The 14733-nt window shown below is 74.5% G+C and carries 17 protein-coding genes; 9 read left to right on the top strand and 8 right to left on the bottom strand.

Features of this window, described 5'->3' with window-relative positions:
• Positions 1-22 precede the first annotated feature (22 nt).
• Positions 23-913, top strand: coding sequence for a helix-turn-helix transcriptional regulator (locus RM844_RS06280; RefSeq protein WP_311665701.1), 891 nt, complete (start codon positions 23-25; stop codon positions 911-913).
• Between the two features lie 18 nt (positions 914-931).
• On the opposite strand, the gene RM844_RS06275 is transcribed toward RM844_RS06280, so the two are convergent.
• Positions 932-1321: a DUF4259 domain-containing protein gene (locus RM844_RS06275; RefSeq protein WP_311665698.1), complete on the bottom strand. Its 390-nt coding sequence runs from the start codon at positions 1319-1321 to the stop codon at positions 932-934.
• A 126-nt stretch (positions 1322-1447) separates the two neighbouring features.
• On the opposite strand from RM844_RS06275, the gene RM844_RS06270 reads away from it, so the two are divergent.
• From RM844_RS06270 to RM844_RS06260, 3 genes are all read left to right on the top strand, one after another.
• On the top strand, positions 1448-1855 hold the full coding sequence (locus tag RM844_RS06270) for a CoA-binding protein (RefSeq protein WP_311665696.1): 408 nt from the start codon (positions 1448-1450) through the stop codon (positions 1853-1855).
• A 408-nt stretch (positions 1856-2263) separates the two neighbouring features.
• Positions 2264-2896, top strand: coding sequence for a hypothetical protein (locus RM844_RS06265; RefSeq protein WP_311665694.1), 633 nt, complete (start codon positions 2264-2266; stop codon positions 2894-2896).
• A 353-nt stretch (positions 2897-3249) separates the two neighbouring features.
• A complete protein-coding gene (locus RM844_RS06260) occupies positions 3250-3792 on the top strand; it encodes a sigma-70 family RNA polymerase sigma factor (RefSeq protein ID WP_311665692.1) in 543 nt (180 codons plus the stop codon).
• Positions 3793-3868: 76 nt separating this feature from the next.
• Here the strand turns inward: RM844_RS06260 and RM844_RS06255 are convergent, their stop codons facing one another.
• The 3 genes from RM844_RS06255 to RM844_RS06245 form a co-directional block, all read right to left on the bottom strand.
• Complete coding sequence (locus RM844_RS06255) at positions 3869-4720, bottom strand: siderophore-interacting protein (RefSeq protein ID WP_311665690.1); 852 nt, start codon at positions 4718-4720, stop codon at positions 3869-3871.
• A gap of 164 nt (positions 4721-4884) precedes the next feature.
• The gene (locus RM844_RS06250; protein WP_311665689.1) at positions 4885-5439 is read right to left on the bottom strand and encodes a YbaK/EbsC family protein; all 555 of its coding nucleotides are present in this window, start codon (positions 5437-5439) and stop codon (positions 4885-4887) included.
• A gap of 60 nt (positions 5440-5499) precedes the next feature.
• Positions 5500-6075, bottom strand: a complete 576-nt coding sequence (locus RM844_RS06245) for a helix-turn-helix domain-containing protein (RefSeq protein ID WP_311665688.1) — start codon at positions 6073-6075, stop codon at positions 5500-5502.
• Between the two features lie 184 nt (positions 6076-6259).
• Here RM844_RS06245 and RM844_RS06240 point away from each other — a divergent pair, with 184 nt between their 5' ends.
• Together RM844_RS06240 and RM844_RS06235 are read left to right on the top strand one after the other, a co-directional pair.
• Positions 6260-7117, top strand: a complete 858-nt coding sequence (locus tag RM844_RS06240; protein ID WP_311665686.1) for an EamA family transporter — start codon at positions 6260-6262, stop codon at positions 7115-7117.
• 44 nt (positions 7118-7161) lie between these two features.
• Positions 7162-7989, top strand: a complete 828-nt coding sequence (locus RM844_RS06235) for a M55 family metallopeptidase (RefSeq protein ID WP_311665685.1) — start codon at positions 7162-7164, stop codon at positions 7987-7989.
• Positions 7990-8081: 92 nt separating this feature from the next.
• On the opposite strand, the gene RM844_RS06230 is transcribed toward RM844_RS06235, so the two are convergent.
• Positions 8082-8522 (bottom strand): DUF4442 domain-containing protein, encoded by a 441-nt coding sequence (locus tag RM844_RS06230; protein WP_311666153.1) that lies wholly within the window; start codon positions 8520-8522, stop codon positions 8082-8084.
• A gap of 152 nt (positions 8523-8674) precedes the next feature.
• Between RM844_RS06230 and RM844_RS06225 the strand changes: the two genes are divergently transcribed.
• Entirely contained in the window at positions 8675-9895 is a 1221-nt protein-coding gene (locus tag RM844_RS06225; protein WP_311665683.1) for a hypothetical protein, read from the top strand.
• An 86-nt stretch (positions 9896-9981) separates the two neighbouring features.
• Here the strand turns inward: RM844_RS06225 and RM844_RS06220 are convergent, their stop codons facing one another.
• Positions 9982-10455: a carboxymuconolactone decarboxylase family protein gene (locus RM844_RS06220; RefSeq protein WP_311665681.1), complete on the bottom strand. Its 474-nt coding sequence runs from the start codon at positions 10453-10455 to the stop codon at positions 9982-9984.
• A gap of 185 nt (positions 10456-10640) precedes the next feature.
• Here RM844_RS06220 and RM844_RS06215 point away from each other — a divergent pair, with 185 nt between their 5' ends.
• Positions 10641-11174 carry a hypothetical protein gene (locus tag RM844_RS06215; RefSeq protein WP_311665680.1) on the top strand — a complete coding sequence of 178 codons (534 nt, stop codon included), beginning with the start codon at positions 10641-10643 and terminating at the stop codon, positions 11172-11174.
• 103 nt (positions 11175-11277) lie between these two features.
• Here RM844_RS06215 and RM844_RS06210 read toward each other — a convergent pair whose 3' ends face one another.
• Both RM844_RS06210 and tuf read right to left on the bottom strand, forming a co-directional pair.
• Positions 11278-12123 (bottom strand): spermidine synthase, encoded by an 846-nt coding sequence (locus tag RM844_RS06210; RefSeq protein WP_311665677.1) that lies wholly within the window; start codon positions 12121-12123, stop codon positions 11278-11280.
• Positions 12124-12220: 97 nt separating this feature from the next.
• Positions 12221-13396, bottom strand: a complete 1176-nt coding sequence (gene tuf / locus RM844_RS06205) for an elongation factor Tu (RefSeq protein ID WP_311665675.1) — start codon at positions 13394-13396, stop codon at positions 12221-12223.
• 422 nt (positions 13397-13818) lie between these two features.
• Here tuf and RM844_RS06200 point away from each other — a divergent pair, with 422 nt between their 5' ends.
• Positions 13819-14730 (top strand): undecaprenyl-diphosphate phosphatase, encoded by a 912-nt coding sequence (locus tag RM844_RS06200; protein WP_311665673.1) that lies wholly within the window; start codon positions 13819-13821, stop codon positions 14728-14730.
• The last annotated feature ends 3 nt before the right edge of the window (positions 14731-14733 follow it).

Here is a 14733-nt window from a genome sequence, read left to right as displayed (position 1 = left end):
CGGGACACCGTACGGTCGGGGCATGGACAACCGTGCGGAGGTCCGCGAGTTCCTGACCTCGCGGCGCGCCAAGATCACCCCGGAGCGGGCGGACCTGCCCGCCGGCTCCCGGCGCCGCGTGCCGGGGCTGCGCCGCAGCGAGGTCGCGGCGCTCGCCGACATGAGCGTGGAGTACTACGCCAAGCTCGAACGCGGGCACCTGGCCGGCGTCTCCCCGGCCGTCCTCGAAGCCGTCGCCCGGGCCCTCCAGCTCGACGACGCCGAGCGCGCCCACCTGCTGCACCTGGCGCAGGCCGCGGACGGCTCCGACGCCCTCAGCCGGCCCAGGCGCCGGCCGGCGAGCCGGCCGGGGAGCGTGCATCGCAGCCTGCGGTGGACGCTGGACGCGATCACCGCGGGGCCGGCGGTGGTCTGCAACGGGCGGATGGACATCCTGGCCGGCAACCCCCTCGCCGACGCCTTCTACGCGGACCTCCTCGCCAACCCGGACAACCAGCGGAACCTGGCGCGTTTCAACTTCCTCGACCCGGCGTCCCGGCGGTTCTACCCCGACTGGGAGCTGTTCGGCGACATGGCGGTGGCCATCCTGCGCCGGGAGGCCGGCCGCGACCCGCACGACAAGGACCTGCACGACCTCGTCGGCGAGCTGTCCACCCGCAGCCGCGACTTCCGCACCCGCTGGGGCGCCCACGACGTGCGCCGGCACGGCACCGGCAGCAAGCGGTTCCACCATGCCGCGGTCGGCGACCTGACCCTCGCCTACGAGACCCTGGACCTGGCCGCCGAGCCCGGCCTCAGCATGACCGTCTACACCGCCGAGCCCGGCTCCCCCAGCGACGAGGGGCTGCGCCTGCTCGCCTCGCTGGCCGCCACCGAGGGCGCCGACCCAGCGCCCCGGCACCACACCGGCTGACGCCGGAGCCACCGGCCGTCATATCCCGGCCCGCTCCGCCTCGGCGGCCGCCGAGACCGCGGCGAACTCGTCGAACGTCCGGCGCAACACCGCCAGGCGCTCCGCCCGGAACTCCGGCGACGGCTCCAGCTCGTCGATGCTCCGCTCCCAGGCGGAGAGATACCGCTCCCGCCAGACGGCGACCGCCTCGGGCTTCGGCAGCATGCCGCCGCCATAGCCGGCCCGGGCCAGCACCGTCAGCAGCTCCAGCTGGCACGGGACGGCCACGCCCCAGTACTCGTCGGCCTCAAGCCGCACCGGATCGCCCGTGATCACCTGGCCCACCTCGGTGACGAGCCGGTCGATGACGAGCGCCAGATGATCGGCCGCGGTGTCGCTGTCGAAGTTCCCATGGCCCCACGTGCCCATGATCGCCCCCCTGGGCTTGGTTCGAAGGTGCTCAGGCGGTGCGCGCTGAACGGATCTCATCCAAGCACCCGGCACTGACAACGCGGCCGCGGGAATCGTCGGCCCCCCGCCGCTCGTTGACCCGGCATGTACGGAGACCAGGAGACCGTCCGCAGGATTCTGACCGAGACCGGCCCCACCTGGGCGGTGGTGGGCCTGTCGAACAACCGGGCCCGGGCCGCCTACAGCGTCGCCCAGGTGCTGCGGGACGCCGGGAAGCGCGTGGTGCCGGTCCACCCCAAGGCCGAGACGGTGCACGGCGAGCCCGGCTACGCCACGCTGGCGGACATCCCGTTCCCGGTGGACGTGGTGGACGTGTTCGTGCACAGCGGGCTGGCCGGCGAGGTGGCCGACCAGGCGGTGGCGATCGGCGCCCGGGCCGTGTGGTTCCAGCTGGGGGTGGTCGACGAGGCGGCCTTCGAGCGGACCACGGCGGCCGGTCTCGACATGGTGATGAACCGCTGCCCGGCCATCGAGCTGCCCCGGCTCGGCTGAGCCGCCCGGCCCCGCTTTTCGACGCTGCCCGCGGCCCGTCCGCGCCCGTTCGCCGCGTCGGAATCGACGCGCGTCACAAGGGGATCGACATCGCATAGGCGGCGGATCGCGGGCGGTCGCGCCCCGTTTTCCGGGGCGGTGGGAATGTCGCGGCGAGCGCGCGGTATTTCGGCCGGCGCGACGGCGAAACGTTTTCCATCCGCGCCGGGAGCGGGCTGCCGACCCGGTTCCGCTTGGGCTCCTGGGGCCCGACCCGGCGTTTCGGGGTCAGCCCGCGAAGCCCTTCCACTTGAGAGGTCGTCGGTAACCGCCGGACGGTTCCGAGGGATGCCGAATTCCCCTGGCCCGCACGAAAGTTCCGTTCCGCATATCGTCTCCGGAACCGCGCGCTGTCAGCATGGTTCTGTCATGGCAGCTGACCGGATGTTGTGTGCCACGCGAGCCGCCGTATTCTCGGCGCTCTGCGTGGTGCTCGCCGTTTCCAGTCACACGGCGACCTCCGGGCACGCCGTCTCCTGGTGGCAGCTGTTCGTCGTGTTCGTCGGCGTCTGGGTGGGCGTGCTGTCGTTCACCGAGCGGGAACGCGGCCCGGTCGCCGTGATCGGCACCAGCCTGACCGTCCAGCTCCTGCTGCACGGCGCCCTCTCGCTCGGCCACCCGACGGCCGCCGCGCACCCGGCCCACCACGTGCCGGCGGCGACCGGCGGGGCACACCCGGCCGCGCTGGAGAGCGCGGCCGGCGGGCACCCCCAGGGGATGCTCGCAGGGCACCTGGCGATGGCGCTGCTCAGCGCGGTCTGGCTCTGGTGGGGCGAGCGCGCCCTCTTCACACTGCTGCGGTGGGCCGCGCACCGGGTGCTGGGCCCGCCGCCCGGCCCGGTGCGCCCGCCGAGGCCGCGGCCGACGGGCGGCGTGCGACCCACCGTGGTGCGCCGGCCCAGGTCCGTGCTCCGGGCCCGTCAGCTGGGCTCCCGTGGGCCGCCGGCCGGCCGGGCGTTCCAGCCGACCGCTCTGCGCCAGGGCCGGGCCCGCGCCGCCTGACACCGCACTTCCGCTGTCCGAGGTGGTCCCGGCCTTCCCGCACCGTGCCGTTTCGCGGCGAACGCCACGGGTTCCCGAAAGGCGACCGGACCATGACCGCATCTCTCGCCGCCGCGCCCCGTCCCGGGGCGACCCGCCGGCGACTCCGCCCCCCGACGCCCACCGACCGGACCGATCCTCCGCACCGAACCGACCGACCGAACCGAGCCGACCGCACCGGCCGCACCGACCCGCCGTCCCCAACCGACCGCACCGGCCGCACCGACCCGCCGGGCCGGCCTGCGCGGCCGGCCGGGGCCGCGCCGTCGAGCGGCCCCGAGGCGGCCGATCCCGCGACGGCCGACGACGCCACGGTGACCCGTTGGGCGCTGGCGGCCCGGGCCGGGGACCGGCGGGCCGTCGAGCTGTTCTGCCGCGCGGTCCGCGACGACCTGCTGCGCTATCTGGCCCGGGTCAGCGGCGATCCGCAGGGCGCCGAGGACCTGGCGCAGGAGACGCTGCTGCGGGCGCTGCGCGCGCTGCCCGCGTTCGAGGGGCGCTGTCCGGCCCGGGTCTGGCTGCTGTCGATCGCGCGGCGGGCGGCGGCCGACCGGGTCCGCTACGAGCGGTCCCGGCCACGGCTGGCCAGCACCGCGGACTGGCTGGCCACCGTGGAGAGCGAACAGCGGGGCCAGCTGCCCGGGTTCGAGGAACGGGTGGCGCTGGCCGAGCTGTTGGCCCGGCTGCCGTCCGACCGGGCGCGGGCCTTCCGGCTCACCCAGATCGCCGGCCTGCCGTACGCGGAGGCGGCGGCGGCCAGCGGCTGCCCGATCGGCACGGTGCGCTCCCGGGTGGCGCGGGCCCGGCAGACGCTGCTCTCCGAGTTGGCGCTGGCCGAGGGCGAGCCGGCCGGCTGAGCCACGGCGCGCCGCCGCCGTCCCTCCGGCCGTCATCTCGGCGCCGGAGTGGCGGGGGCGCGCGCCCAACGCCGGCTCAGCCGGCGGACTCCTGCTCGGCCTCGATCCGCTGGTTCCACTCGGCCTTGCCGGACTGCCAGCCGTCCTCGTCGGTGCCCCGGCGCCAGTAGCCGGAGACGGAGGCCATCTGCTCGCGGGTCAGCCCGCGGTCGTGCCGGAGGTGGCGGCGCAGGGCCTTGACGGTGTGCGCCTCGCCGTGCAGGAAGACCTGGGGCACGCCGGCCGGGAACTGGGCGCCGGTCACCGCGTCGACCAGGGCGTCGCCGACCTGCCGGGTGCCGCGGTGCAGCCAGCGCAGGTCGACGCTGCCGCGCGGGATGGCCAGCTTCTGCTCCTCCTCGGGCCCGGCGATCTCGACGAAGGCCAACGCCCTGGCGCCCTCCGGCAGTTCGGCGAGGGCGACGGCGATGGCTGGCAGCGCGGCCTCGTCACCGACCAGCAGGTGCCAGTCCGACTCGGGGGCGGGGGCGTAGCCGCCGCCGGGGCCGAGCAGGTACAGCTCGTCGCCCGGCTGGGCGGCGTCGGCCCAGGGGCCGGCCAGGCCCTCGTCGCCGTGGTGGACGAAGTCGATGGTCAGCCGGCGGGACTCGGGGTCCCAGGCGGCGACGGTGTAGGTGCGGGTGCGAGGCCAGGCGGCGCGGGGCATCGCGGCGCGCACCTCGGCGATGTCGAAGGGCTCGGGGTAGGCCACGTCCGGCAGCGGGAAGACGAGTTTGACGTAGTGGTCGGTGTAGCCGTCGGTGGCGAACGCGGCCAGGCCGTCGCCGCCGAAGACCACCCGGATCATGTGCGGGGTGAGGCGTTCCTTGTGCACCACTCGGGCACGGTGCGTCTGGGGGCCCTTGCGGGCTGGTCGACGGTCGCTCACGGGCTACTCCTGGACTCGGCGCGAGGGCGGGATGGAGCGAAGCCGCACCACCACGCAGTGGTTAGGCTAGCCTAACCTCACCGGGTGCCCGGTGATCCACCGCCCACCGCACCGCCGGGTACCCCGACGACCGCGCCCCAGTCACCCCAAGGCCGGCGACCGGGTCAGCGTCCCAGCCCGACCAGGACCTCGGCGCCGGGCAGCTCGGCCAGCGCGGCACCCGGCACGATCAGCTTGCCACGCCGCGCGCCGCTGCCGATCAGCACGTGGTCCATCGCCACCACGGCGGCGTCCACCAGCACCGGCCAGCCCGCCGGCAGCCCGAACGGGGTGATCCCGCCGTACTCCATCCCCGTCTCGCTGACCGCCGTCTCGTGCGGCGCGAACGACGCCTTGCGCACGCCGAGATGGCGGCGGACCACGCCGTTGACATCGACCCGGGTGGTGGCCGGCACCAGGGCCGCGGCCAGCGTGGTGTCCTGGCCACGGCGGCCGGCGACGATCACGCAGTTGGCCGAGGCCTTCTCCAGGTCGGCGCCGTAGGTCTCGACAAAGACCGCCGTGTCCGCCTTCGCCGGGTCGGTGTCCACGAAGAGCAGCCGCTCGGCCGGCACCTCACCGCGCCAGCCGCGCACCGCGGCGGCCACCGGCGGGACGAGCGAGTCAAGGACCTCAGGCAGCGGCAGCGCCTGATCGAAGTTCCCGATGGGAGCACGCATGGCCGGCACCGTACCAGGACCCGGCCACTCCCCCGCACCCCGAACCCGACCCCGCCGCCCTCAGCGGGGCGCCGGTGGGACCAGCACCGCCATGAGCAGCTCGACCGGCTCGTCGCCCTCGTTGCGGTAGCCGTGCGAGAGGTGGGACTCGAAGGCGGCCGAGGCGCCCAGCGGCACTCGGTGCTCCTCCTCGCCGAGCCGCAGGGTCAGCTCGCCAGCGACCACGTGGATCAGCTCGGTGGTGCCGTGCGGGTGACCGTCCGCCTCGTGCCCCTCCCCCGGCATCAGCCGCCAGCGCCACAGCTCCAGCGGGCCCGGCGCCTCGGTGCCGGCGAGCAGGGTGCTGTGGCTGCCGGCCTCGGTGTGCCACAGCCGGACCGTCTCCTCGGCGCGGAACAACCGGACGGTCGGCCGGGGTTCGCTGTCCAGCAGGGTGGTGACGCTGACCCCGAGGGCGTCGCCGATCTTCACCACCGTGCCCACGCTCGGGTTGGTCCTGGCCTGCTCGATCTGGATCACCATGCTGCGGCTGACCCCCGCCCGGCTGGCCAGGGCGTCCAGGGTGAGCCCGCGCTCGGCACGGAGCCGCCGCAGGTTGCCGGCGAGGGACTGGGTGAGCTGGTCGAGGTCGGTCACCAACGACTCTCCTGCACGCGGATCGGGCGGCGCGGCGGAACCCGCCACCCTCGGTGTACTATTTTCGACGTTCGAGTTCACTATTCTGCTCCACCGGGCGGGCCCCCGCACCGCGAGGGTCCGGACGGCCCCTGCGCGGGCCCGGCCGCCCCGGCACCCGAGCCACTGTACGTGCGAGGTATCGATGGTCGCCCTTGCCCTGGTCACCAGCCTGCTCTGGGGACTCGCCGACTTCGGCGGCGGACTGCTGACCCGGCGGCTGCCGGCGCTGACCGTGGTCGTCGTCTCCCAGGCGCTGGCCGCCGGGGTGCTGGGCGTGGTCGTGGTGGCCACCGGCGCCTGGAGCGAGGCCGACGGCCGGTTGTGGTTCGCGGTGGCGGCCGGCGCCATCGGGCCGCTGGCGATGCTGCTCTTCTACCGCGCGCTGGCGCTCGGCCCGATGGGCGTGGTCTCGCCGCTGGCGGCGACCGCCGTGGCGGTGCCGATAGGCGTCGCGCTGGTGCTGGGCGAGCGCCCCGGGCTGGTGCAGTACGCGGGCATGGTGATCGCCTTCGCCGGTGTGGTGCTGGCCGGCGGCCCCCGGCTGGGCGGCGCCGTGTCCCGGCGGACGCTGGGCTACACGGCGGGCGCCGCGCTCGGCTTCGGCGCCGTGCTGGCGCTGATCGCGGAGGCCTCGACCACCGTCACCGGCCTCTTCCTGGCGCTCTTCGTGCAGCGGCTTTGCAACGTGGTGACCGGCGGCGCCGCGCTGTGGGTGGCGGCCAGGCGCGGCACCCCGGTGCTGCCGGCGGAGGGCCGGGCGCCGCTGCTCGCCGCGCTGCCCTCGCTGGCCTTCGTCGGCCTGGCCGACGTGGCGGCCAACGGAACGTACGCGCTGGCCGCCCGGATCGGGCCGACCACCGTCGCCGTCGTGCTGGCCTCGCTCTACCCGGTGGTCACGGCGCTGGCCGCCCGCGGGGTGCTGCGGGAACGGCTGCTGGCGGCCCAGGCCGCCGGTGCCGGCCTCGCCCTGGCCGGCACCCTGCTGCTGGCCTCCGGCTAGCCACCGGCGAACGGCCTACGCTGCGGGGGCCTACGCTGCGGGGCATGAAGGTGTTGATCTCGGTGGACATGGAGGGCGTCTCGGGGATCGTGCATCCGAGCGAGACGAACCCGGACCGCTACGACTACGAACGCGGCCGCGCGTTGATGACGGCCGAGGCGAACAGCGTGATCGCCGGCGTGCTGGACGCCGAACCCGGCGCCACGGTGTGGGTCGCCGACGCGCACGGCCCGTTCCGCAACCTGCTGCCGGAGCGACTCGACCGCCGGGCCCGGCTGGTGCGCGGCAAGCCGCGCCCCCTGGGCATGCTCGGCGGGCTCGACGCGGACACCGACGCGGTGCTGCTGGTGGGCTACCACGCGCGGGCCGGCGGCGGCCCGGCCGTGCTGGCGCACACCATGAACGGCGAGCTGCTCGACGTGCGGGTGGCCGGGCGCTCGCTGGGCGAGATCGGCCTCAACACCGCCATGGCCGGGGAGTCGGGTGCGCCGGTGGTGCTGCTCAGCGGCGACGACGCGGCCTGCGCCGAGCTGCGGGAGCTGGTCCCGGGCGCCGTCACCGTCGCCGTCAAGGAGGCCGTCGGGCAGGCCGCCGCCGTGGCCCTGCACCCGGAGGAGGCGCGGGAGCGGCTGCGCCGGGGAGCGGCCGAGGCCGTCGGCCGGCGGGCGGCCGTCCCGCCGTTCACCCTGACCGGGCCGCTGGCGGTCGAGGTCGACCTCCACTCGCCGGTGGCCGTCGATCTGGCGACGCTGGTGCCGGGCGTGACCCGCGTCGGAGGCGGCCGGACGGTCGCGCACACCGCGGCCGACTTCGCCGAGGCGTACCGGCTGCTCCTGCTGCTGGCACAGCTCTCGACCATCAAGCCCGGCTGACGTCCACCCGGGCGGGGGGCGTCCAGCGGCGGGCCCGGCCGGTCGACCGCCGCGACCGGCCGGCCCGTGGCCCCCGCGCCCGGGCGGCGGCTTCAGTCGCGGTGCGGGCGCAGGGTCCAGACGACCGTCATGGTGCCGGCGACCGCGCCGTCGGCGCGGGTGATCTCCACCGCCACGGGGAACTCGGGGCGCTGGCCCGCGTCCAACTCGGCGAGCACCTCGGCGACCGGGCGGCCGAGGGTGGCCGTCGCCGTGATCTCCCCGGTGGCGATCTTGCGGTAGGAGACCTCGGCGCCGACCGGCAGCGGCAGCGCGCGGGAGAGCTGGTCGCCGAAGGCGGCGAGCGCGACGGCGCCGCTCGCCGACTCCCCCAGCGTGAACATGGCTCCCGCGTGCGGGCCGCCCACGTGGTTGTGGAAGGTGGGCTGGTCCGGCAGGCGCACCACGGCGCACTCCGGATCGGTGCGGACGAACTCCAGGTTGAGGGCGCGCACCATCGGGACCGTGGCGGCGAGTTGCTCGCCGACGGAGATCGAGTCAGTCATGCCCCCACGTTACCAACGGGTAATGACAGTCGTCCCGTCCGCCAACACCCGGGCCTCCGGGCCGCCTTCTCGTCGCAGGTCCGTCGCAATACGGTGACAGGTGCGCCGGTCCGACCTGCGCCCCTTTAGGGTTTACCTCCATGAGGCCAGGAGAAGAGCAGCCGGGGGGCGAGCCGGCCCGGGAGTGGTCCAACCCCTATCAACAGCCGGGGTACCAGCAGCCCAATCCGTATCAGCAGCCCACCCCGGGCGCGGGATGGGGCGCGCCGGGGGCGCAGGGTGGGCCGGGCGCGCCCGCCGGCCAGCCGGGGGCGCCGGATCAGCCCGGCGCGCCGACGGGACAGCCGGGGATGCCGGCCGGTCAGCCGGGCGTGCCGCCCGCCCCGCCGCCAGGACAGCAGGGCATGCCGCCCACCCCGCCGCCCGGCGCGCCTGGCGGCTGGCAGCAGCAGGGCCCGCCCACCCTGCCGCCTCAGTCGCCGCCGCCCCAGGACGACAAGAAGTCGCTGAAGGTCATGGTCGGCATCATCGTGTCGGTCGCGGTGGTGGCCGGCGCCGCGGTCACCGGCGTGGTGCTGATGAGCGGGGACGACGACACCACCACCGACGCCAACAACCAGGAGGCGTCGGCCGATCCGGGTGAGGCCGGCGACCCCGACGAGGAGCCGACGGAGGAGTCAACCGAGGAGCCGGAGCGGCCGAGCAACCCCAACGACCCGCGGCGGGGCGTCACCCAGCGCCCGGACCCGGTGATCGCGCCGGACTGGCAGGTGCAGACCCTGGAGAACCGGCACATAGCCTTCGACGTGCCGGCGGAGGACTGGACGGTCAACCCGGAGAGCACGTCCATGGGCCTGCTCGACGAGCGCGAGGGGGCCGAGGAGGGCGACATCCTGGTCGCGATGTCCGGGGTGGCCACCTACCTGGACGGCTGGTGCCCGGAGGCGGAACACGGGGTCAGCAGCCGGGCCATGGTCGGCACCAAGGGCGCCCAGGGGGCCACCAACACCGCGGAGGCCGCCGAGAACGAGGCGATGAACTGGGCCCTCGGCGGCTGGGACCAGCAGCAGCTCGGCACCTTCGAGATGACCGAGCCGGAGGAGTTCGAGAGCGACTACGGCATCAGCGGCCACATCGTCCGGGCCACCATCCGGGACGTCCCCCCGGACGAGGAGGACCCCAACCCCTGCGGCCAGTCGGACGGGAAGGTGATCGCCATCTCCTATCTCGACCTCAACAACGACATGGCCACCTGGGTGATGATGGCGGACGCCGGCATCCCCGAGGAGCTGGACGACGCGACCATCGAGCAGATCATGAGCAGCATGCGGCCCTACCCGGTCGAGTCCGAGCAGAGCTGACGCTCCCTCGGGCGCATCCGCCCTCGAACGCCCCGGCCCCTCCCCTGCGAGGGCCGGGGCGTTCGCGTCGGTCGCGACGGTCAGGTTCAGGCGAACTGGCCGACCCGGTAGTCGCCGGCCGGGTTGCGCAGCACGACGTTGAGCCGGTTGAACGCGTTCATCAGCGCGATCAGGGCGACCAGGGCCGCGAGTTCCCCCTCGTCGAAGTACTTGGCCGCGTTCGCCCACGCGTCGTCAGGGACGCCGCCGGCGCCGTCGGCGATCCGGGTGCCCTGCTCGGCCAGCTCCAGCGCGGCGCGCTCGGCCTCGGTGTAGACCGTGGCCTCCCGCCAGCCCGCGATCAGGTTCAGGCGGAGCGCGGTCTCGCCGGCGTGCGCGGCCTCCTTGGTGTGGATGTCGAGGCAGAAGGCGCAGCCGTTGATCTGGCTGACGCGGATCTTCACCAGCTCCTGGACGGTGTCGGAGAGCGTCGACTCGGTGATGGCCCGGCCGGCCGCGGTGAAGTGCTTCAGCAGCTTGGCCGCGTTCTCGTTGCCGAACATGTTCAGACGTGCTTCCACGGTGACTCCTTGGCCGTTGCGGTGGATACACCTTCCTGACGCCGCGGCGCGCCCGCGTGTGACAGGCCCGGAGGTGACCTGCGCCACTGCTCCGGCCGCCCGACGGCCACGCCCGCGGTCCCCCGATCCAAGGTGTCCTGTCGATGAATTGACCTTCACCGAACGATCATGAGAGCGTCTGCCTCATGATTCGCACTCGCACACTGAAAATTGTCGGCCTGGCCGCCGTCGCCACCCTCGTCGTCGCCGGCTGTTCCAGCGACGACAACGACGAAGCGAACGAGGGCACCGACGGCGGCGTCGAGTCGTCGGAGAGCACGGAGAACGACGCGGAAAACGCCACTGGGGCCGACGAATCCGCTTCTGAGGCCACCGGGGAAGAGGCCGAGGAAGAGACCGGGGACGCCCCGGACGACGACGCGGCGGCGCTGGAGCAGGCCGTTCGCGACTACACGACCGCGCTGTTCGCGCCGGACGCCGACACCGGCTATGCGTTGCTTTCGGAACGATGCAAGTCGGCCATGTCGGCGGAGGGCTTCAGCCTGCTCGCCGAGCAGAGCGCGGAGGTCTACGGCGCGCTGGAGGTGGAGACCTTCAACGTGGACGAGATCGACGGCGACTCGGCCCTGGTGACCTACGGCGTGGGCGTGCCCTCGCTGGACGTGGCGGCCCAGTCCTGGTCGCGCGAGGGTGAGTCCTGGCTCTGGGACGGCTGCTGACGCACGCCCGGCGGTGCGGACAGACCGTGCCGGTCCTCCTCCGGGCCGCTCCGCAGGGCCCGTTTCCTGGCCTCGCCTCCCGGCCCTCGCTGAGTGTCCGCGGTCAGACCTGGAAGGCGCCCTCCGGCGGCCGGGGGGAGGGCAGGGCCGCCGCCTCGGCCACCACCGGGGTGGCGTCGCCGGCCAGTTCGGCCAGCTCGGGGCCGGCCACCAGCCGGGCCGGAAAGGCGTCGGCGGCGACCCGGCGGGCCAGCGCGGCGAGCGGCAGCTCGGCGTCCGAGGCGGCCACCACCAGGTTGCCGAACCGCCGGCCGCGCAGCACGGCCGGCTCGGCGAGCAGGCAGACGTGCGCGAAGCGGGCGGCCAGCGCGGCCAGTTGGGGCCGCAGGAAACCGAAGGGGCGGGCGTCGGCCAGGTTGGCCGCGTAGACCCCGCCGGGGCGCAGCGCGCGGGCCGCCGCCCGGACGTACCCCAGGGTGGTGACCTGGGGCGGCACCCGGGAGCCGCCGAAGACGTCGGCGACCAGCAGGTCGACCGCGCCGGGCGGGGCGGCCTCGACGGCGGCCCTGGCGTCGTCGACGGTCACCGTGATCCCGCTGTCCGGCGGCAACGGGAGCCGCTCGTCGACCAGTTGGGCGAGCCGGCCGTCGGCCTCCACCACCCGCTGCCGGGAGCCGGGCCGGGTGGCCGCGACGTAGCGCGGCAGGGTCAGCGCGCCGCCGCCCAGGTGCAGCGCCCGCAGCGGGGCACCGGGGGCGGCCACCGTGTCGACCAGGTGGCCCAGCCGCCGGAGGTACTCGAACTCCAGGTGGGTCGGGTCGGACAGGTCCAGGTAGGACTGCGGGGCGTCGTCCACGGTCAGCAGCCAGGCCGCCGGCCGGTCCACGTCCGGCAGCAGCCTGGCGGTGCCCAGGTCCACGGTGCGCAGCACGGGGGTCGGCTCGTCCATCCGGACATTCTCCTCCCGGCGCGCGCTCCGGTCCGGTCAGTTCGGGTCCGCTCCGGCCCGGCCCGGACGAAACCTGTCCGGGCCGGGCCGGAGGCGTTCAGTCCGGCAGCACCTCGGTGACCGTGCCGGCGCCGACGGTCCGACCGCCCTCCCGGATCGCGAAGCCGAGGCCGGCCTCCAGCGGGACGGCCTGCCCCAGGGTCACGGTCATGCCGACCCGGTCGCCGGGCAGCGCCACCCCGCCGTCCGGGAGCACGATGTCGCCCACCACGTCGGCGGTGCGCAGGTAGAACTGCGGCCGGTAGCCGGTGGCCACCGGCGTGCGCCGGCCGCCCTCGGCCGCCGGGAGCAGGTAGACCTCGGCGGCGAAGCGCCGCCCCGGGGTGACACTGCCCGGCGCCGCGACCACCTGGCCGCGGCGGACCGCGTCGCGGGGCACGCCGCGCAGCAGCAGCGCCACGTTGTCCCCGGCCTGGCCCTCCGCCATCGGCTTGCCGAAGGTCTCCAGGCCGGTGACCACCGTCTCCAGCTCGGCACCGAGCACCGCGACCCGGTCGCCGACGTGGACCGTGCCGCGCTCGACGGCGCCGGTCACCACGGTGCCCCGGCCGGTGATCGTCAGGGTGTTCTCCACCGGCAGCAGGAACGGGGCGTCCAGGTACCGCTCGGGCACCGGGACGTGCCGGTCCACCGCGGCCAGCAGCTCCAGCACCGCGTCCACCCAGCGCGGCTCGCCGCCCAGCGCGCCCAGGCCCGAGACCCGGACCACCGGCAGCTCATCGCCCGGGTAGCCCTGGGCGGTGAGCAGCTCGCGGACCTCCAGCTCGACCAGGTCGGTCAGCTCCGGGTCGCCGGCGTCGGCCTTGTTGAGCGCCACCACGATGTGCCGGACGCCGACCTGCCGGGCCAGCAGCACGTGCTCGGCGGTCTGCGGCATCACGCCGTCCACCGCGGAGACCACCAGGATCGCGCCGTCCAGCTGGGCGGCGCCGGTGATCATGTTCTTGACGTAGTCGGCGTGCCCCGGCATGTCCACGTGGGCGTAGTGCCGGGTCGCGGTCTCGTACTCGACGTGGCTGACGGTGATGGTGATGCCGCGGGCCGCCTCCTCGGGGGCCCGGTCGATCCGGTCGAAGGGCACGAAGGTGCCGGTGCCGAGGTCGCTGAGCACCTTGGTGATGGCCGCGGTCAGGGTGGTCTTGCCGTGGTCGACGTGGCCCATGGTGCCGATGTTCAGGTGGGGCTTGGTACGCGTGTACGCCTGCTTGGGCATGGCGGTTTCCCATTCGCTGGGTGCGGAAGGCCCCGGCCGGCGCGGGCGCGCCCTCGGCCGGGACGTGGACCCCTCCGGTGCTTGGACCCTCCCCCTCCGGGGCCCACGGAACGATCCGAGGAGGGTCAGCTTCGAGCGCCGTCCGCGACGGTCACCGGCACGCCGGCAGCCCGCAGTGCGTCCGCGAATGCGGACGGCGCGGCGCTGCTGGCGAACGGGAACATGCCCCGTATGGTGGCGCATGCCGAGCCGGCCGTCGAACGGTTTTCTGATAGTCCAGACATCGGACAACCGGAGTTCACCGCCTGTTGGGGCGCTCGCCTAGAGTGACCTCGCTCCCCCACACACGCCCACCCACCACTTCGGCCCCCGCCCGTTCTTCCGCTCCGCTTCGGCCTCTCCCAGGGATACGCGCTCAGTTCATGTCGTGGTTCGAATCAATCGTTCTCGGGCTGGTCCAGGGGCTGACGGAGTTCCTGCCCATCTCCTCCAGCGCCCACCTGCGACTGGCCGCGGTGGCCGGCGGCTGGGAGGACCCGGGAGCCGCGTTCACCGCCGTCTGCCAGATCGGCACCGAGCTGGCGGTGCTGATCTACTTCCGCAAGGACATCGTCCGGATCGTGCGCGCCTGGTCCCGCTCGCTGACCGACCGCTCGATGCGCTCCGACCCGGACGCCCGGATGGGCTGGCTGGTGATCATCGGCTCCATCCCGATCGGGGTGCTGGGCCTGGCCTTCCAGGACGCCATCGCCGGCCCGTTCCGTGATCTCCGGCTGATCGCCGTCAACCTGATCGTGCTCGGCATCATCCTGGGCCTGGCCGACCGGATGGCCGCCCGGGACCTGGTCGGCGGCCGGCACCGCGCCCGCCGACCGCGCAAGGACCTGGCGCAACTCACCACCAGGGACGGCCTGCTGTTCGGCTTCGCGCAGGCCATGGCGCTGGTGCCGGGTGTCTCCCGGTCCGGCGCCACCATCACCGGCGGCCTCTTCCTCGGCTACTCGAGGGAGGCCGCGGCCCGTTACTCGTTCCTGCTGGCCATCCCCGCCGTGCTGGCCTCCGGCGGGTACGAGCTGACCAAGATCGGCGGCGAGGACACCCACGTCTCGTGGGGGCCCACCATCCTGGCCACGGCGGTCGCCTTCCTGGTCGGCTACGCGATCATCGCCTGGTTCATGAAGTGGATCACCACCCGCAGCTTCATGCCGTTCGTCTGGTACCGGATCGGGGTCGGCGTGGTGCTGCTGGCGCTGATCTTCCTCGGCGTGGTCGAGCCGCACGCCGGCGAGGACTTCGAGACCCCGCCGACCGGGGTGAGCGGCGAGGCCGCCTGAGCC

Source organism: Streptomyces chisholmiae, from assembly GCF_031845445.1.
In the GTDB taxonomy this organism is placed as follows: domain Bacteria; phylum Actinomycetota; class Actinomycetes; order Streptomycetales; family Streptomycetaceae; genus Streptomyces; species Streptomyces chisholmiae.
The sequence above is the reverse complement of the archived record's forward strand: the minus strand, read 5'-3'. Positions and strand labels throughout refer to the sequence as shown.